Source organism: Mesorhizobium salmacidum (SeqCode), from assembly GCF_037179605.1.
GTDB classification, from domain to species: Bacteria; Pseudomonadota; Alphaproteobacteria; order Rhizobiales; family Rhizobiaceae; genus Mesorhizobium; species Mesorhizobium salmacidum.
In genome coordinates this window covers 179,378-196,957 of sequence record NZ_JAPYKS010000003.1, presented here as the reverse complement: position 1 = coordinate 196,957, position 17,580 = coordinate 179,378, and the positions used below count along the sequence as shown (strand labels likewise).

Below are 17,580 nucleotides of genomic sequence, written 5' to 3'. Positions count from 1 at the left end.
CATGGAATTGGCGGCGCACCTTGCGGACAGGGCGCGCCGCCAGAAAATCATTTCTTCGGCGTGAGCTTGATGCCGGGCGCCGGGGTCTCCAGCGCGTCCTCATCCTGTCCGGCCGCCGGAATCTCGATCCAGCGGGCGGCGGCATCGCCGCATTCCTGCACCACCGGGAAGTGGAGCTCCTGGCCGGCGGGCAGATCGGCCGTCAGCGTCGCCCGGAAGACGAACTCGTCGTAGAATTCATCCGGCAGATTGCCGCCGCTCCAGTCGACTTCCTTGACTCCGTCGGCCACCGCCTGACCATAGAGCTGGTAGGATTTTTCATATTTGCCTTTCTTGGTCTGCAGCGTCCAGCCGGGCTTCGGCATCGGCTTCACCGCGATCACGCCTTCCGGGATCTGCACGCGCACGGCCGTCGTCGCCTTGCCGTCGCAGCCATGCGGCACGCGCAGCACAGCCTTGTAGGTCGAGCCGACTGCCGCCTCCTGGGTTTCGAGCGTGATGTGCGCCAAGGCGGCATTTGTCCCCAGCACGAGAAACGCGCCGGCCGTCAAAAGATACTTGATCATGATGGTCCCTCTGATTTCAAAAAATGGTGGATCGGCGCGATCAATTGGCGTGGTCGTCCATGCCGCCCATTTCACCCATGCCCTCGACGGCGAACTCGACGCTGACGGCGCCGGCCTTCTCGAAAGTCAGCGTGGCAGCGAATTTTTCACCCTGCTTGGGTTGCCGCTTCAGGCCGATGAACATCAGGTGATAGCCGCCGGGCGCCAGCGCCACCTTGCCTCCGGCCGGGATTTCCAGGCTACCGTCAACTGGCCGCATGGTCATGACGCCATCCTTGACGCCCATTTGATGCAGCTCGGCCTTATCGGAGACGTCGGAGGAAATCGACAGCAGGCGGTCCGCGGCGCTGCCCTTGTTGACGATGGTGAAATAGCCGCCGGCCACCTTGGCGCCGGCAGGGGTGGCGCGCGACCAGGGGTGTTCGATTTCGAGATCGCCCACCTTGAATTCATGCGCCAGGACGGCTTGGACGCCGACGAACAACAGGGCAAAGGCCAGCGTGACAATGCCGAGATCGGCTTTGCACCGAGGCAGGATGCGGCCGAACACAGTGCCCGCCGACATACGGAAAGAATGGGACATGGTTGCTCCATGACGTGATGATCGCGCCGTCGCCGGTCGCGAATGGTTTTGATCTTGGATGAGTACGCTCGCGAAAGGTTCCGCAAGCAAGCAGGCTCAGGCCGCAAGCGGCGGCGCGCGCGGGTTCGATGGGGAGCGTTCTCGGGCGAAGTCGAGATGGGTGGTCGCCGGGAAGACGAAGGCGACGGTCTCGAAGGAAAGGGACGCAAGCGCGAGCCCGGCGTCGGGCGGCGGCGCATAGGCAGGCGAAAACATGCTGCAGCCGAACGTGCAGCAGGCCGGTAGATGTGACGGGTGCTGGTCGCCGCCGGGAAGCTGGGTGGCGCCGTCGCGGGTACAGATGACGTTGCCGAAGGCATCGAGCTGCGCGGCACTCGGCCCGGTGCTGAAGGCGAACGCACCAAGTGTCGACTGGAGCAACAGCAGACAGGCCGCGACAAGCGCGACCGGCATGCACCGTTGTCTCCCCCGGCGGCTCAAACCATCTGCCTCTTCAAACAATCGATGACGATACCTACCACGGCCGGGACAGGTCGAAAATCGCCAAATCGACACTGCGGCAACACGGCAGGTCAGCTGTTTTGGGATGGCCGGCTTTCCGGGATCGAGGTCAGCAATGTCTGGCGTGCCGACTTCAAGTGCCTGCGGCAGGCGGCATCGACCTTGCCGAGGTCGCGCGACTTGAGTGCCTCGATATAGGCCAGATGTTCGCCGATCGCGATTTCGTTGCGCTCGCGTTCCTGCGCCTTGTTCCACTGGTAGTGGTAGTGGAAGATCATGGCGATGACGTCGTAGAAATCGACGATGAAGCGGTTGCGCGAGGCGCGATGGATGAGCCGGTGGAGGCGCTCGTCCAGCTCCGAGAACTCATTGAAGCGCGTCGCGATCTCGCGTGCCAGAACGCGGTGTTCCCCCTCCAGCCGGTCGAGATCGCCCCAGACCGGACTGTCCTGCGGCAGCGCGGTGAAAGCGGCGGCCGAGCGCAATTCGAACATTTCGCGGATCTCGGTCAGTTCCAGTGCGAAGGCCCGCGTCAAGCCCTTCAGCACCCAATGGCTGTTGCGGCGTTTTTCGATCAGGCCAAAGCGGGAGAAGCGGATCAGGAACTCGCGCACGCTGGTGGTGCCGACGCCGATCTCGCGCGCCAGTTCGAGCTCGTTGATCTGCATGCCGGCCTCGGCGCCGCCGGCCAACAGCCTGCGCATGAACGACCGTTCGATAATCTCGGCCAGCGTGTCGGTCTCTTCCTCGGGAAAGAAATCATCGGGATGCGGATCGCGCAGCACCGTCTTGGCGCGCTTGTTCCAGGCGATCAGTCCGGTCTCTTCCATGCGCGCCAGGATGCTGCGCACCGTCGTACGGCTGACGCCGAGCAGCGCGCCCAACTCCGGTTCCGACGGCAGGCTGCGCGTTTCGTCGAGCAGCCTGAGGCAGCGGTTATAGGCGTCCTTATAGACGTTGTTGCTCTTCGACATCCCCTGACCCATTCATGCCCGCGCTTGCGGCGGCCGGCTTGAAGCGCAATATGTGTTCCAATGACCCTGAAAAGCAGGAATCTCTTTCTCCGGGCCGGTTCATTGTTCCGGCACCACCACTTGCCTCAGGGCGAACCGCGGCGAAAAAACAATTGACGCAAAACTGTTTTTTCACGATAAAAGACATTAACTCTTAACAGGCGCGTGTCAATCCGCGCATCCCAGGATCACCCAGGAAACGCCCGTGAACGTCTCGAACACCATTCTTCTGTCCCCCGCCGACAATGTCGCCGTTGCCAATGGCCGTATCGAGATCGGCACCACGCTGCCGGGCGGCGCGCTCGCTGCCGCCGTCATCGAGCCTGGCCACAAGGTGGCGATCAAGCCGATCGCCGCGGGTGAAGCCGTCGTCAAATACGCCCAGGCGATCGGCCGCGCCACACAGGACATCGCACCGGGCGAGCATGTCCATTCGCACAATCTGGTCTTCGAGGCCGGCCGCCTGCCGGTGGTGCCGCCGAGCGAGGCCGAGCATGCGACGGAGGCCGACCGCGCCCGCACCTTCATGGGCTATCGCCGCGCCGATGGCCGCGCTGGCACCCGCAACTTCATCGGCATCATCGCCAGCGTCAATTGCTCGGCCACTGTCTGCCATTCGATCGCCGACACCGCCAACAGGACCTTGCTGCCGAAATATCCCGGCATCGACGGCTTCGTGCCGATCGTCCATGGCCAGGGTTGCGGCATGAGCGCCACCGGCGACGGCATGATGGTGCTGCATCGGACCTTGGCCGGCTATGCCCGCCACCCGAATTTCGGCGGCGTGCTGATGGTCGGCCTCGGCTGCGAGGTCAACCAGCTCACGCTTTACGGCCAAAAGGGTGCCGCCGCCGGCAAGCGCCACTTCAACATCCAGGATGCCGGCGGGTCGCGCAAATCGGTGGAAAAGGCGATGGGCGTGCTGGCTGAGATCGCCGAGGAAGTCGGCCAGTTGAAGCGCGAACCGATTCCGGTCAGCGAGATCGTCGTCGGCCTGCAATGCGGCGGCTCCGACGGCATGTCGGGCATCACGGCCAACCCGGCGCTGGGCGCGGCGGTCGACATCCTGGCCGGCGTCGGCGGCATCGGCATCCTTTCCGAGACGACGGAAATCTATGGCGCCGAGCATCTGCTCGCCTACCGCGCCGCAAGCCCCGAGATCGCCAAGAAACTCGATGGCTACGTGAAATGGTGGGAAGATCACGTCGCCAAGCATGGCGCCTCGATCGACAACAACCCGTCGCCCGGCAATAAGCGCGGCGGCCTCACCACCATCCTGGAGAAGTCGCTCGGCGCGGTCGCCAAGGGCGGCCAGACGCCGCTCAACGGCGTGTTCGGCTATGCCGAGAAGGTCACCGGCAACGGGCTGGTGTTCATGGACACGCCCGGCTACGACCCGGTCTCGGCCACCGGACAGGTCGCGGGCGGCGCCAATGTCATCGTCTTCACCACCGGCCGCGGTTCCTGCTTCGGCTGCCGGCCGACACCCTCGATCAAAGTCGCCACCAACTCGACCATGTATAACCAGATGGAAGAGGACATGGACGTCAATTGCGGCGTCATCGCCTCCGGCGAAAAGACCATTGCCGGCATGGGCCGCGAGATCTTCGAACTGATCGTCGAGACGGCTTCGGGCCGCAAGACCAAGAGCGAGGATTTCGGCTACGGCGACAACGAGTTCGTGCCCTGGCATCTCGGCGCAACGCTCTAATTCGATTGGTATCTGGTAGACTGCCCGGCCACACAAGTGGCCGGGCATAGGGAGGTTGTGGATGAAAAAACGCCGTATCGGCCAGACAGCGCTGGAGGTGACCGAAGTCAGTTTCGGCGGCGCCGCGATCGGCGGTCTATACCGGGCCTGTTCGCGTGAGGCGGCTATGGAAACATTGCAGGGCGCGTGGGAAGCCGGCTTGCGTTATTTCGATACCGCGCCGTTCTACGGTTTCGGCCTGTCGGAGCGTCGCTTCGGCGACTTTCTGCGCTACAAGCCGCGTGATTCCTACGTGCTGTCGACCAAGGTCGGCCGGCTGTTCCGCCCGGTGCCGGAAGACCAGGTTCCCGACCACTCCTATGTCGATCCGCTGCCCTTCGCGCTGGACTACGACTATTCCTATGACGGTATCATGCGGTCGGTCGACTTCAGCTATGCGCGCCTTGGGCTAAACAGGATAGACATCCTGTATGTGCACGACATCGGCGTCTACACGCACGGAGTCGAGAAGACCAAACTGCACTTTCGCCAGCTGATGGACGGCGGACTCAAGGCGCTCGAAGAGCTGAAGCGGGCCGGCACGATTTCGGCCTATGGGCTCGGCGTCAACGAAGTCCAGATCTGCCTCGAAGTCATGCGCCGGGCGCCGCTCGACTGCATCCTGCTCGCCAGCCGTTATTCCTTGCTCGACCGCAGCGCGGAAGCCGAACTGCTGCCGCTGTGCCGCGCGCAACAGACCTCGCTGGTGATCGGTGGTGTTTTCAACTCGGGCATATTGGCGACTGGGCCGGTGCAAGGCGCGCATTTCGACTACGTACCCGCCAGCCACGATGTGCTCGGTCGTGTTGACGCCATGGAGAAGATCGCCGGTGAAGGCGGTTATCCGCTGGCGGCGGCCGCGTTCCAGTTTCCTTTGCACGAGCCAACAGTCGCCACCGTGCTGACCGGCACCGCAAAATTGGCGAACCTGACGCGGAACCTCGAATTGCTCGATATCGACGTGCCGGAGACGGAATATGCCAAGTATCGTCCCTACACGGTGGTGCAGGAACTGTCTTGAAGCCCGCACTTTCGGATGTTCACAGGGTCGTGGGCCGGCTTCACAATGTCGCGATCTCAAAAAGAATGAACATTCCATATTGACTGGTGTATGGAATTAATATTCCATGTTTCCGCAGAACGGAAACGGGAGCGCCCGAGCAAGACTGGAGAGGAGCCGACGCCGGAGGTGAGTCGTTGTCAGGCCTTTGGGAGAGTTGGCCGGAAACACCGCTTGCATCGGCTGGATCGATGGACTATCAAAACAGTGCAACTGTTTTTTATTGATAAAGTTCTGTTTGGGGCCACGCCTATCCGAACCGGGCTTCCGTAACGTTCACCAGGCGACTTAGGGAGGATCCTATGAAATTCGTGACCAGCATTCTCAACCGCCGCGCCGTCATGGCCCTGGCGGCAGCCTCGATGCTCACCGGCGTCATGCATACCGCACCGGTTTCGGCGGCGGACGTGACCATTCCGATCATCGTCAAGGATACCACGTCCTTCTACTGGCAGATCGTCCTGGCCGGCGCCCGCAAGGCCGGCAAGGATCTCGGCGTCAATGTGCCGGAACTCGGCGCCCAGGCTGAGACCGACGTCAACGGCCAGATCTCGATCCTCGAGAACGCCGTCGCCGGCAACCCGGCCGCCGTCGTCATCGCGCCGACCGAAGCCAAGGCGCTCGGCAAGCCGATCGACGAGGCCGCGGCCAAGGTCAAGGTCATCGGCATCGACTCCGGCGCCGACTCCAAGGCCTTCACCTCGTTCCTGACCACCGACAACGTCCAGGGCGGCCGCGTCGCCGCTGACGGTCTCGCCGCCGCGATCGGCGCCGCCAACGGCGGCAAGGTCGAAGGCAAGGTTGCGCTTATCACGGCGCTCCCTGGCGCTGGCTCGCTCGAACAGCGCGCGCAAGGCTTCAAGGAACAGCTCAAGGCCAAATATCCCGGCCTCGAACTGATCGCCGACAAATACGCCGACGGCCAGGCCACCACCGGCCTCAACATCGCGACCGACCTGATCACCGCCAATCCGGACCTGAAGGGCATCTTCGCGTCAAACCTGATCATGGCGCAAGGCGTCGGCCAGGCGATCGCCGAGAACAAACTTGCCGGCAAGGTCGGGCTGATCGGCTTCGACAGCGACGAGAAGCTGATCAAGTTCCTCAATGACGGCGTCATTTCGGGCCTCGTCGTCCAGGATCCATACCGGATGGGCTATGACGGCATCAAGACGGCGCTCGCCGCTTCGAAGGGCGAGAAGGTAGAGGCAGATGTCGACACCGGTGCCAATCTCGTGACCAAGGACAACATGAAGGATCCCAAGATCGACGCGCTGCTCAATCCGAAGCTCTGAGCAGCCCGTTCGAAACCGTTTCCGGGGCGTCTCGCCCCGGAAACATCCGCCGCCGCGAGCGGCTTGGCAATCGGCCGGCTTCGGCTAGGCTGTTTGAAAAGACGATCACAGCCTCGCCAGGTGCCAGCCGCGGGGCCAATCTGGGAGGATCGCCATGACGCCGACGGCGCACGAACTGCATCCGGCTCCCGCGCTGGAGCCCGGCAGGACCATCCTCGAATTGCGCGGGCTGGAAAAGCGCTATCCCGGCACTCACGCCTTGAAGCCGGTGGACCTTGCCTTCAAGGCAAGCGAGATCCACGCCATCGTCGGCGAGAACGGCGCCGGCAAATCCACGCTCATCAAGCTTTTGACCGGCGTCATGCCGCGCACCTCCGGAGAAGTGATCTGGGAGGGTCAACCGGCTGCACTGGCGACCCCGCATGAGGCGATGGCGCTCGGCATCAACGCCGTCCACCAGGAAGTCGTGCTCTGTCGTCATCTGACCGTCGCCGCCAACATGTTCCTCGGCGAGGAGAATTCGCGCTTCGGCATCCTGCAGCAGCGCGCCATGGTCAAGGAGGCGCAGAAGATCATCGACGATCTCGGCTTCGACTTGCCGGCGCATGTCACATTGGGCGACCTCACCATCGGCCAGCAGCAGCTGATCGCCGCCGCCCGCGCCACTGTGCGCGGCACCAAATTCCTGATCTTCGACGAGCCGACCGCCTACCTGACCCGCAAGGAGGCCGACCAGCTCTTCACCTTGATCCGCCGCCTGAAGACCGAGGGCGTGACGATCATCTATATCAGCCACCGCATGGAGGAAGTGTTCGAGCTCGCCGATCGTGTTTCGGTGCTGCGCGACGGCACGCTGGTCGGCACCAGGAACATCAGCGAGACCAACGATGCAGAACTCGTCAAGCTGATGATCAACCGCTCGATCGAACAAATCTACCACAAGGAGCATTTCACCCCCGGTGCCGCGATCATCGAGGCCAGGAACCTCTCGGGCAAGGGCTTCGAAAACGTGTCGATGACGGTCCGTGCCGGCGAGATCGTCGGGCTTTACGGCCTGATCGGCGCCGGGCGCAGCGAATTCGTCACCACGCTCTACGGCCGGCACAAGAAGTCGGCCGGTCAGGTCCTGTGGGAAGGCAAGGATGTCCAGATCAACTCCGAGCATGACGCGATCAAGCTCGGCATGGCGCTGGCGCCGGAAAGCCGTCGCGACCAGGGTCTCTGCCTCAATTTGCCGGTTGGCCTCAACCTCAACCTGCCGATCTACAAGCGCATCTCCAGCAATTTGTTGATCTCGAACGCGAAAGAGAAGGCCGAGGCCGACCGCCAGATCGCTGGCCTCAGGATCAAGACTCCGACGCGCCATGCGTTGGCTTCCAGCCTATCCGGCGGCAACCAGCAGAAGATCGTCATCGGCAAATGGCTGGCGCACGGCGCCAAGCTATTCATCTTCGACGAGCCGACGGTTGGCGTCGATGTCGGCACCAAGGCGGAGATCTACCGCCTGTTTAGCGCGCTCTTGTCGAAGGGCGCCGGCATCATCCTGATCTCGTCCTATTTGCCGGAGGTCTATGAACTGGCCGACACGCTGCACGTGTTCCGCCGCGGCAAGCTGGTGGCCACGCACGGGTTACACACCGCCGATCACGAGGACATTCTCACACAGGCGCTCGCCGAGAAACAAGAAAAGTTGGGAGGAAAGACATGAGCACCGAGGCGATTCCTGCCGAAAAACCGAAGCGCAATTACAACGCCCTGTTCGGACTGACGCTGCTGGCGCTGCTGGTGCTGCTGTGGATCATTCTGTCGTTGTCCACATCGAGCTTCGCGTCGGCCAACAACATCTCGAATCTGCTCCGTCAGGGCTCGATGATCGCCATTTTGGCTGTCGGCCAGACCTTCGTCATCATCACCGGCGGCATCGATCTGTCCGTCGGCGCGGTGGTCGGCTTCGCAACCGTCATCGCCGCGATGTTGATCAATGCCGGCGTCCCGGTCTTCCTCGCCATCCTGCTCACCTTGCTGGTCGGAGTCGCCATCGGCCTCTTCCATGGTTTTGGCATCGTCAAGATGGGCCTGCCGCCCTTCATCATCACGCTGGCGACCCTGACGTCGCTGCGCGGCATTGGCCTTTTGATGACCAACGGCAATTCGATTTCGATCAACAATGATGCTTTCCAGGAATTCTCGCGCAACTCCTTCCTCGGCGTCCCCAATCTGTTCTGGATGGTCCTGCTGGTCGGCATACCCGCCTATGTCTTCCTGCATCACAGCCGCTGGGGCCGGTACCTGTTCTCGGTCGGGTCGAACGCCGAGGCCTCGCGCCTGTCCGGCGTCAATGTCCAGCGCACCATCTTCATGGCCTACACGCTGTCGGGTCTCTGCGCGGCGTTCGTCGGCGTGCTCTTGGCTTCGCGCATCGGCATCGGCAATCCGACCCAGGCCGAAGGATGGGAACTGCAGGCGATCGCCTCGTCGGTGATCGGCGGCACCTCGCTGTTCGGCGCGGTCGGCTCGGTGCACGGGCCACTGCTCGGCGCCTTCATTCTCGCCACCATCAACAACGGCGCCAATCTGCTCAACGTCAACGCCTTCTGGCAGCGTGTCATCACCGGCGTGCTGATCATCGTCATTGTCTATTTCGACGGCCTGCGCCGCCGCGGCGGCAAGTAGTCAACGAGCCGAAAACGATCTCCGGCCCGGTATCAAAACGGGCCGGCGTTTTCGTAAACCCAAAATGGACTGAAACATGAAAGCCGTCGTCTGCCGCTCGCCCGGCGAACTCATTCTGGAAGACCGTCCCGCACCCTCCCAGCCGCCTCCCGGCTGGGCATTGGTGGCGGTCAGCCATGTCGGCATCTGCGGCACTGACTATCATATCTTCGAGGGCAAGCACCCGTTCCTCGCCTACCCCCGCATCATGGGCCATGAGGTGTCTGGCATCGTCGTCGAAGTCGGCGAAGGAGTCGGGCTTGCGGTCGGCGAACCGGTCATCATCAACCCGTATCTTTCCTGCGGCAAATGCATCGCCTGCCGGCATGGCAAACCAAATTGCTGTGTCAGGATCGAAGTGCTCGGCGTGCATCGTGACGGCGCCATGTGCGAACAGATCCTGGTGCCGGCTGAGAATCTCTATCCCACAAACGGGCTGTCGCTCGCCGACGCCGCCGCCGTCGAATTCCTGGCCATTGGGGCGCATGCCGTGCGCCGCGCGCGTTCCGAGCCCGGCGCACGCACGCTGGTCATCGGCGCCGGCCCGATTGGGCTTGGCACCGCCATCTTCGCACGCATTGCCGGACTCGAGGTGACACTTCTCGACATGAGCACCGAAAGACTGGTCTTCGCGGCGAGTGAGCTCGGCTTTTCGATTCTCGACGGCTCGCAAGGACCCGTGTCCGATCTGGTGCGTGATGCGACCGACGGCGAAGGCTTCGACGTGGTCTTCGACGCCACCGGCAACACCCGGTCGGTGCAATCGGCCTTCGCCCACGTCGCGCATGGCGGCACGCTGGTGCTGGTCAGCGTCGTCAAGGACGATATCGGCTTTTCCGATCCTGAATTCCACAAGCGCGAAATGACATTGGCAGGCAGCCGCAATGCGTTGCGCGCCGACTTCGATCATGTCGCCGCCTCGATCCGCAATGGTGCCGTGCCGTTGACCAAGCTCGTCACCCACCGCACCACGCTGGCCGATACGCCAGGGGATCTCGCACGCTGGGCGCACGAAAAGTCGGGCCTGATCAAGGCCGTGATCGAGATCGGATAGCCAGCGCGTTACAGCGCCGAGAGCTTCAGCTCCACTCGCTCGGCCGGAAAACGCGATTCGGAAAACTGGATTGGCTGGCCGTCGGGCGTGACGTTGACCGCCACTGTCACCAGCACGATGGCGCCCGGCTGCAGATCGAGATCGGCGAGATCGGCGGCATCCGCATGGCGCGCGGACAGCACGGTCGATTGCCTGAGATAGTCGTCGATACCGAAACGAGCGAGCGACGCGGTGATCGAACCGGTTTGCGCCATCGCCTTGTCGATGCCGGCAAAGCGCTTCGCCTCGAACCATGCGGCAGCGCGCGACACCGGCCGTCCGTCGGCCTCGCCGCGCGTTTCCAGCCGGATTACCTCGGCACCCCGGGCAAGGCCAAGCCCCTCGGCAACGCGCTGGCTGGCAGGCTCGACCGAGAAAGCAAGCAGCACGATGTGCCGTTCCGAGGTCTGCCCCTGGAGCCCCGCAGAGAAGCGCGTGCGCGCGCCGATCGGATAGGACAGCCGCTTGCGCGACAAGACGAACGTGCCGCGCCCCTGTTCGGCCCGCAATACGCCCTCCTGTACGAGGGCCGATATGGCGCTGCGCACGGTGTGACGGTTGACGCCATAACGCTCCGCCAGCGCGACCTCGGGCGGCAGCGCGGCATTTTCGGCTAAATCGCCAATGGCAATCGCTTGCAGGATCCTGTCGGCGATCTGGCGCCAAAGTGAGACACCACTGCGCCGCTCGATGGTATCGGCCGCTTGCCCGGTCATGTTTTTGCCTCCCGGCCTGTCACGCACCCGTCATGGACTCGCGCTAGGTAATATGTATAATTTGTATAGTTGTCTATATCAATAGACAAATTTAATGAAGAGGAAAGTTGGCGATGCGAGGACAGGAAGCCCGCGACCAGGCCGAGCGCAAGGCCGCCATGGCCACCTTGGCGCAATCGAGCGGCGACGACATCGTGCGGCTCTGGAACGAGGCCGGCCTGCCTTCGCAAGCCGAGCTGCTGCGCGGCCCCGAGACCGGCCTGGTCACGCTGCGTGGCCGCATCGGCGGCGGCGGCGCGCCCTTCAATGTCGGCGAGGCGACCATCACGCGTGCCACCGTCCGGCTGCCATCCGGGCAGGTCGGCCATTGCTACGCGCTTGGCCGCGACAAGCAGAAGGCGAAGCTGGCAGCCATCGCCGACGCGCTCTGGCAGGACCCTGCCCGCCGCACCGAGGTCGAGACCAGGCTCATTGCGCCCTTGCGCTCGGCTCTGACCGCTGCCCACGAAAAACGCCGCGCCGAGACGGCGGCGACGAAAGTGGATTTCTTCACCATGGTTCGCGGAGAAGATTGATGGATATCGCGGCACAATCGATCGAAGGCGGTTTCGCCGATCCGGTCTTCAACGCCCAGACCGTGTTTCGGGCCGTCATGGATGCCATGGCGCGGCCAGGCAGCATCCAGCCCTTGCCCGCCCTGGCCCGCCCGCCGGCGCCGCTTTCGGCAACGTCAGGCGCTATAGCCCTGGCGTTGTGCGACAACGACACGCCGCTCTGGCTCGACCCGGCCCTGCATGCCTCCGCGGCGATCGGCTCCTGGCTTGGCTTCCACACCGGTGCGCCGCTGGCCAACACGCCGGCCGACGCGCATTTCGCGTTCATTGCCACACCGGCCGAGATGATGGCGCTCGACGGTTTTTCGCAGGGCACGCAGGATTATCCCGACCGATCGACGACGCTGATCCTGCAGGTCGGGGACCTCGCTTCAGGGTCCCCGCTGTTGCTCGAAGGCCCTGGCATCGAAACCAGCGCCACGATCGCGCCGGCGCAGATGCCGCGTCACTTCGTCGAGCAGTGGAAGCAAAACAACAAGCGCTTTCCGCGCGGCGTCGACATCGTCCTCGCCACATCGGACGGCATAGCCTGCCTGCCGCGCACGACGCGCATCAAGACGATGGAGGCTTGAAGATGTATGTCGCGGTAAAAGGTGGCGAAGCCGCAATTGCCAACGCTCACAGCCTGCTTGCCGACCGCCGGCGTGGCGACCGCTCGGTGCCGGCGCTGCGCCTCGACCAGATCGTCGAACAGCTGGCGCTCGGCGTCGACAGGGTGATGAGCGAAGGCTCGCTCTATGACCGTGAGCTGGCGGCACTCGCCATCGCCCAGGCGCGCGGCGACATGATCGAGGCGATCTTTCTGGTGCGCGCCTATCGCACGACGTTGCCGCGCTTCGGTTACACCAGCCCGATCGACACCAGCGCGATGCTGGTCGAACGGCGCGTCTCGGCGACCTACAAGGATCTGCCTGGCGGCCAGCTGCTTGGCCCGACCTTCGACTATACGCACCGCCTGCTCGACCCGGAGCTTGCCGCCGGCGCAGGCGTCGCCGAACCGGTGCAGCGCGCCGGGCAGACCGAGCCCATGCCGCGTGTCTCGGCGATCCTCGCCCGCGAAGGCCTGATCGAACCCGATGGCGACATGCCGCAGGACCATGTTCCCGGCGACATCACCCGCGAGCCGCTGGAATTCCCGATGGCACGTGACATCCGCCTGCAGGCGCTGTCGCGCGGCGACGAGGGTTTTCTGCTGGCGCTCGGCTATTCAACGCAGCGCGGCTATGCCCGCAACCATCCATTCGTCGGCGAGATCCGCATCGGCGAGGTCGAGCTGGAGCTCGACGTTCCCGAACTGCCCTTCGCCGTGCCGCTCGGCACGGTGCGCGTCACCGAATGCCAGATGGTCAACCAGTTCAAGGGCTCGGCCAAGGCGCCGCCGCAATTCACCCGCGGCTACGGTCTCGTCTTCGGCCAGAGCGAGCGCAAGGCGATGGCCATGGCGCTCTGCGACCGGGCGCTGCGCGCCTCCGAACTCGGTGAGGACGTCGTTGCCGCCGCGCAGGACGAGGAGTTCGTCATCTCGCACTCGGACAATGTCCAGGCCACCGGCTTCGTCGAGCACCTGAAGCTACCGCACTATGTCGACTTCCAGGCCGAGCTCGACCTCGTGCGCCGCATGCGCGCCGAATATGAGGCCCGCGAAAATCCAGCGAAGGCGGAAGAAAAGAAGGAGGCTGCGGAATGACCGCGCAATCCACCGACATCGCTACCTACAACTTCGCCTATCTCGACGAGCAAACAAAGCGGATGATCCGCCGGGCGATCCTCAAGGGCATCGCCATCCCCGGCTACCAGGTGCCGTTCGCCTCGCGCGAAATGCCGATGCCCTATGGCTGGGGCACCGGCGGCGTCCAGGTTACCGCCTCGATCATCGGCCCCGACGATGTGCTGAAGGTCATCGACCAGGGTGCCGACGACACCACCAATGCCGTATCGATCCGCGCCTTCTTCAAGAAAGTAGCCAATGTCGCGGTGACCACCGATACCGCTACCGCCAGCATCATCCAGACCCGTCACCGCATTCCCGAGCATCCGCTCACCGCGGGCCAGGTGCTGGTCTATCAGGTGCCGATCCCCGAACCGCTGCGCTTCCTCGAGCCGCGCGAGACCGAAACGCGGAAAATGCATGCGCTGGAGGAATACGGCCTCATGCATGTGAAGCTCTATGAGGACATCGCCAAGCACGGCCGCATCGCCACCACCTATGCCTATCCGGTCAAGGTCGAGGGCCGCTATGTGATGGACCCGTCGCCGACGCCGAAATTCGACAACCCCAAGATGCACCGCTCCCCGGCCCTGCAGCTGTTCGGCGCCGGCCGCGAAAAGCGCATCTACGCAGTGCCGCCCTTCACCGATGTGGTGAGCCTCGACTTCGAGGATCATCCGTTCGAGGTGCAGACTTTCGACCAGCCCTGCGCGCTGTGCGCGGCCGAAAATGTCTATCTCGACGAGGTCATCCTCGACGACCATGGCGGCCACATGTTCGTCTGCTCGGACACCGATTACTGCGAGAAGCGGCGTGAAGAGGGCCATCGTGGCCACCTTGCTCCCGAAACCCATCTTGCCCCAGAAAATTTGGAGCCGGCGCAATGACCGACGAACCGCTGCTGCGCGTCTCGGCGCTCTCCAAGTTCTACGGCTCGCGGGTCGGCTGCGACAACGTCAGCTTCGACCTGTGGCCGGGCGAAGTCCTGGCGGTCGTCGGTGAATCCGGTTCCGGCAAGACGACGCTGCTCAACTGCCTGTCGACGCGGCTGCTGCCCTCCTCCGGCACCGCCAGCTACCGCATGCGCGACGGCCAGTTTCGTGAGCTCTACCGCATGAGCGAGGCCGAGCGCCGCTTCCTGATGCGCACCGACTGGGGCTTTGTCCATCAGAACCCGGCTGACGGCCTGCGCATGACGGTCTCGGCCGGCGCCAATGTTGGCGAGCGTCTGATGACGGTCGGCGACCGTCACTACGGCAAGATCCGCGCCACGGCTGTCGACTGGCTGTCGCGCGTCGAAATCGAGGAAGACCGTATCGACGACGAACCCCGCGCCTTTTCCGGGGGCATGCGCCAGCGCCTGCAGATCGCCCGCAATCTCGTCACCGGGCCACGGCTGGTGTTCATGGACGAGCCCACCGGCGGCCTCGACGTTTCCGTGCAGGCGCGCCTGCTCGACCTCTTGCGCGGCCTGGTCACCGACCTTGGTCTTGCCGCGATCGTCGTCACCCACGACCTCGCGGTGGCGCGGCTTCTGTCGCAGCGCATGATGGTGATGAAGGACGGCCGCGTCGTCGAAAGCGGCCTCACCGACCGCGTCCTCGACGACCCGCGCGCGCCGTACACGCAATTGCTCGTTTCCTCGATTTTGCAGGTGTGATGATGGCCCGTGTACGCCCCCCGACGATTGACGATTGGAGAACTTTCTGATGCCGACGCCTCTCGTTGTCTCCGATGTCGTCAAAAGCTTCACCATGCATCTGCGCGACGGCATCAAATTGCCCGTCGTCGCGGGTGTCTCGTTCTCGATCAAGGCCGGAGAATGCACCGTGCTCGGCGGTCCGTCCGGTGCCGGCAAAAGCTCGATCCTGAAGATGCTCTACGGCAACTACGCCGTCGACGAAGGCCAGATCATCGTCACGCACGAGGATGGGTTGATCGATCTCGCCCATGCCAGCCCACGCACCGTGCTTGCCGTGCGCCGGCAAACGATCGGCTATGTCAGCCAGTTCCTGCGCACCGTGCCGCGCGTCTCGGCTCTCGATGTCGTCGCCGAACCACTGGTTGAACGCGGCGAGGAGCGCGAGGCGGCCCGGGCCAAGGCACGCTCCTTGCTGGCCCAGCTCAACCTGCCGGAAAAACTCTGGATGCTGCCGCCGGCGACCTTCTCGGGCGGCGAGCAGCAGCGCGTCAACATCGCGCGCGGTTTCATCACCGAACATCCGATCCTGCTGCTCGACGAGCCGACCGCATCGCTCGACGTAACCAATCGCGACGTGGTGATCGAACTCATCGCCGCCAAGAAGGCGGCAGGCGTCGCCTTGCTCGGCATCTTCCATGACCACGAAGTGCGCGAGGCGGTGGCCGACCGCATCATCGACGTCACCGCCTTCGCTCCGGGAAAACTCGCCGCATGACCAGGAAATTGTCGGAAACGCCGCTGGTCCACCCGACAGCGGAGGTGCACAACTCGACGCTCGGCCGCTGGACCGAGATCGCCGACCGCAGCCGGGTCTCGGAAAGCGAACTCGGCGACTATTCCTACATGATGCAGGACTGCGCCGTCTGGTGCGCGACGATCGGCAAGTTCGCCAACATCGCGGCCAGCGTGCGCCTCAACGCCACCAACCACCCGACATGGCGGCCGACGCTGCACCATTTCACCTACCGTGCCTCCGACTATTGGGACGACGCCGAGCACGAGAGCGAATTCTTCGCTCAGCGCCGCGCCAAACGCGTCACCATCGGCCACGACACCTGGCTCGGCCACGGCTCGACCGTCCTGCCCGGCGTCACCGTTGGCGATGGTGCTGGGGTCGGCGCTGGCGCGGTCGTCTCGAAGGACGTCGCGCCCTACACCATCGTCGCCGGCGTGCCGGCCAAACCGATCCGCGAGCGCTTCGACCGCCGCACCGCCGAGCGCTACCAGGCGCTTGCCTGGTGGGACTGGGACCATGCCAGACTGCGTGCCTCGCTCGCCGACTTCCGCGAGCTGTCGGCCGAGGCGTTCCTGGAGAAATACGAGGGATAGAGCAGCTCCAGAAAAAGTGGGAACCGGTTTTCCGTTCGCAATTGCAGGCAAGGAGACATAGCCCTCACATCGACGTCATGAGCGACACTGTTTCATATCCTTGACACATCACCGGGGCAGGGGTGTTCCAAGGAGATTGCCATGCTCGACACCATCAGACCCTCGCTCGCGGGATTCTTTGCCGGCTCCAATCCGACGCCACCGGCGCATCTCGGCACGCGCTATGACGTGTCAGGCAACTTTCTCCTCGAGCCCGGCAACACCGTCGTGAGCCATCTGGTCAGCGGCTCGCCATCCGAAGCCGTGGTGCTCGCTGTGCGCGATCGGATGATGGCGATGCCGGATGCCGACCGCCTTGCCTTCACGCCTGTCTCCAGCCTGCACATGACGCTGTTCCAGGGCATCATCGAATATCGCCGCCGGTTACCTTACTGGCCACGGGACGTGCCGCTCGACACCGGCATCGACGCCATGACCCGCCTCTATCTGGAGCGCCTGAAGGGTTTCCAGGGCGCCGGTCCGTTCAACATCAAGGTGCTCGAGATCGTGCCGACCGGGCTCACCGTTGCCGGCGCGACCGACGAGGATGTGCGCATCATGCGTGAATGGCGCGATGCGCTGGCCGTGCCATTCGGCTACCGGCACCCCGACCACGACAATTACGTCTTTCACATCACCTTCGCTTATCAGATCCAGCGTCTTGCCGACGACAGGGCCGTCGCATGGCAGACGCTGTTCGACGATTTCCTGGCGCTTTTCGCGCGGCAGGCGCCGGTGATCGAGATCAAGGCTCCAGCCTTCTGCGCATTCCGCGACATGGAGCATTTCGAGGAATTGCTGGTGCTCGGCTGATCGCCGGCAGGACGCCGGCGGTCGTATCTGTGGAGCGTAACAAAACTGACATGCTGGCGACACGGCAGGTTCATGTGGCTGCGTTA

General features: G+C 63.7%; 19 protein-coding genes. 14 read left to right on the top strand and 5 right to left on the bottom strand.

Annotated elements, in window-relative coordinates; genetic code table 11:
- Positions 1-47: 47 nt before the first annotated feature.
- The 4 genes from O7A60_RS05515 to O7A60_RS05500 all read right to left on the bottom strand — a co-directional run bounded on the left by O7A60_RS05515 (position 48) and on the right by O7A60_RS05500 (position 2,624).
- A complete protein-coding gene (locus O7A60_RS05515) occupies positions 48-566 on the bottom strand; it encodes a YcnI family copper-binding membrane protein (RefSeq protein ID WP_337105398.1) in 519 nt (172 codons plus the stop codon).
- 40 nt (positions 567-606) lie between these two features.
- Positions 607-1,149: a copper chaperone PCu(A)C gene (locus O7A60_RS05510; protein WP_337105397.1), complete on the bottom strand. Its 543-nt coding sequence runs from the start codon at positions 1,147-1,149 to the stop codon at positions 607-609.
- A 96-nt stretch (positions 1,150-1,245) separates the two neighbouring features.
- Positions 1,246-1,602, bottom strand: coding sequence for a DUF2946 family protein (locus O7A60_RS05505; RefSeq protein WP_337105396.1), 357 nt, complete (start codon positions 1,600-1,602; stop codon positions 1,246-1,248).
- A gap of 119 nt (positions 1,603-1,721) precedes the next feature.
- Positions 1,722-2,624, bottom strand: a complete 903-nt coding sequence (locus tag O7A60_RS05500) for a GntR family transcriptional regulator (RefSeq protein ID WP_337105395.1) — start codon at positions 2,622-2,624, stop codon at positions 1,722-1,724.
- A 244-nt stretch (positions 2,625-2,868) separates the two neighbouring features.
- Between O7A60_RS05500 and O7A60_RS05495 the strand changes: the two genes are divergently transcribed.
- The 6 genes from O7A60_RS05495 to O7A60_RS05470 all read left to right on the top strand — a co-directional run bounded on the left by O7A60_RS05495 (position 2,869) and on the right by O7A60_RS05470 (position 10,534).
- Positions 2,869-4,374 carry a UxaA family hydrolase gene (locus O7A60_RS05495; RefSeq protein WP_027144671.1) on the top strand — a complete coding sequence of 502 codons (1,506 nt, stop codon included), beginning with the start codon at positions 2,869-2,871 and terminating at the stop codon, positions 4,372-4,374.
- Between the two features lie 61 nt (positions 4,375-4,435).
- Positions 4,436-5,434 (top strand): aldo/keto reductase, encoded by a 999-nt coding sequence (locus O7A60_RS05490; RefSeq protein ID WP_337105394.1) that lies wholly within the window; start codon positions 4,436-4,438, stop codon positions 5,432-5,434.
- 341 nt (positions 5,435-5,775) lie between these two features.
- Entirely contained in the window at positions 5,776-6,768 is a 993-nt protein-coding gene (locus O7A60_RS05485) for an ABC transporter substrate-binding protein (RefSeq protein ID WP_337105393.1), read from the top strand.
- A gap of 154 nt (positions 6,769-6,922) precedes the next feature.
- Entirely contained in the window at positions 6,923-8,476 is a 1,554-nt protein-coding gene (locus tag O7A60_RS05480; protein ID WP_337105391.1) for a sugar ABC transporter ATP-binding protein, read from the top strand.
- Positions 8,473-9,441: an ABC transporter permease gene (locus tag O7A60_RS05475; protein ID WP_337105390.1), complete on the top strand. Its 969-nt coding sequence runs from the start codon at positions 8,473-8,475 to the stop codon at positions 9,439-9,441. The genes O7A60_RS05480 and O7A60_RS05475 overlap by 4 nt, the downstream gene beginning before the upstream one ends.
- A 76-nt stretch (positions 9,442-9,517) precedes the next feature.
- Positions 9,518-10,534, top strand: a complete 1,017-nt coding sequence (locus O7A60_RS05470) for a zinc-binding alcohol dehydrogenase family protein (RefSeq protein WP_337105389.1) — start codon at positions 9,518-9,520, stop codon at positions 10,532-10,534.
- 8 nt (positions 10,535-10,542) lie between these two features.
- Here the strand turns inward: O7A60_RS05470 and phnF are convergent, their stop codons facing one another.
- On the bottom strand, positions 10,543-11,289 hold the full coding sequence (phnF, locus tag O7A60_RS05465) for a phosphonate metabolism transcriptional regulator PhnF (protein WP_337105388.1): 747 nt from the start codon (positions 11,287-11,289) through the stop codon (positions 10,543-10,545).
- 113 nt (positions 11,290-11,402) lie between these two features.
- On the opposite strand from phnF, the gene phnG reads away from it, so the two are divergent.
- From phnG to O7A60_RS05425, 8 genes are all read left to right on the top strand, one after another.
- Positions 11,403-11,864 (top strand): phosphonate C-P lyase system protein PhnG, encoded by a 462-nt coding sequence (gene phnG, locus O7A60_RS05460; RefSeq protein WP_337105387.1) that lies wholly within the window; start codon positions 11,403-11,405, stop codon positions 11,862-11,864.
- Complete coding sequence (gene phnH / locus O7A60_RS05455; RefSeq protein WP_337105386.1) at positions 11,864-12,475, top strand: phosphonate C-P lyase system protein PhnH; 612 nt, start codon at positions 11,864-11,866, stop codon at positions 12,473-12,475. The genes phnG and phnH overlap by 1 nt, the downstream gene beginning before the upstream one ends.
- Before the next feature lie 2 nt (positions 12,476-12,477).
- Positions 12,478-13,590, top strand: coding sequence for a carbon-phosphorus lyase complex subunit (locus tag O7A60_RS05450; RefSeq protein WP_337105385.1), 1,113 nt, complete (start codon positions 12,478-12,480; stop codon positions 13,588-13,590).
- Positions 13,587-14,498, top strand: a complete 912-nt coding sequence (locus O7A60_RS05445) for an alpha-D-ribose 1-methylphosphonate 5-phosphate C-P-lyase PhnJ (RefSeq protein ID WP_140712114.1) — start codon at positions 13,587-13,589, stop codon at positions 14,496-14,498. Before O7A60_RS05450 ends, O7A60_RS05445 begins: the two co-directional genes overlap by 4 nt.
- Complete coding sequence (gene phnK, locus O7A60_RS05440) at positions 14,495-15,271, top strand: phosphonate C-P lyase system protein PhnK (protein WP_337105383.1); 777 nt, start codon at positions 14,495-14,497, stop codon at positions 15,269-15,271. Before O7A60_RS05445 ends, phnK begins: the two co-directional genes overlap by 4 nt.
- A gap of 49 nt (positions 15,272-15,320) precedes the next feature.
- Positions 15,321-16,028, top strand: coding sequence for a phosphonate C-P lyase system protein PhnL (gene phnL, locus O7A60_RS05435; protein ID WP_337105381.1), 708 nt, complete (start codon positions 15,321-15,323; stop codon positions 16,026-16,028).
- Positions 16,025-16,642, top strand: coding sequence for a DapH/DapD/GlmU-related protein (locus O7A60_RS05430; protein WP_337105380.1), 618 nt, complete (start codon positions 16,025-16,027; stop codon positions 16,640-16,642). Before phnL ends, O7A60_RS05430 begins: the two co-directional genes overlap by 4 nt.
- A 141-nt stretch (positions 16,643-16,783) precedes the next feature.
- The gene (locus O7A60_RS05425) at positions 16,784-17,494 is read left to right on the top strand and encodes a DUF1868 domain-containing protein (RefSeq protein WP_337105379.1); all 711 of its coding nucleotides are present in this window, start codon (positions 16,784-16,786) and stop codon (positions 17,492-17,494) included.
- Positions 17,495-17,580 lie beyond the last annotated feature (86 nt).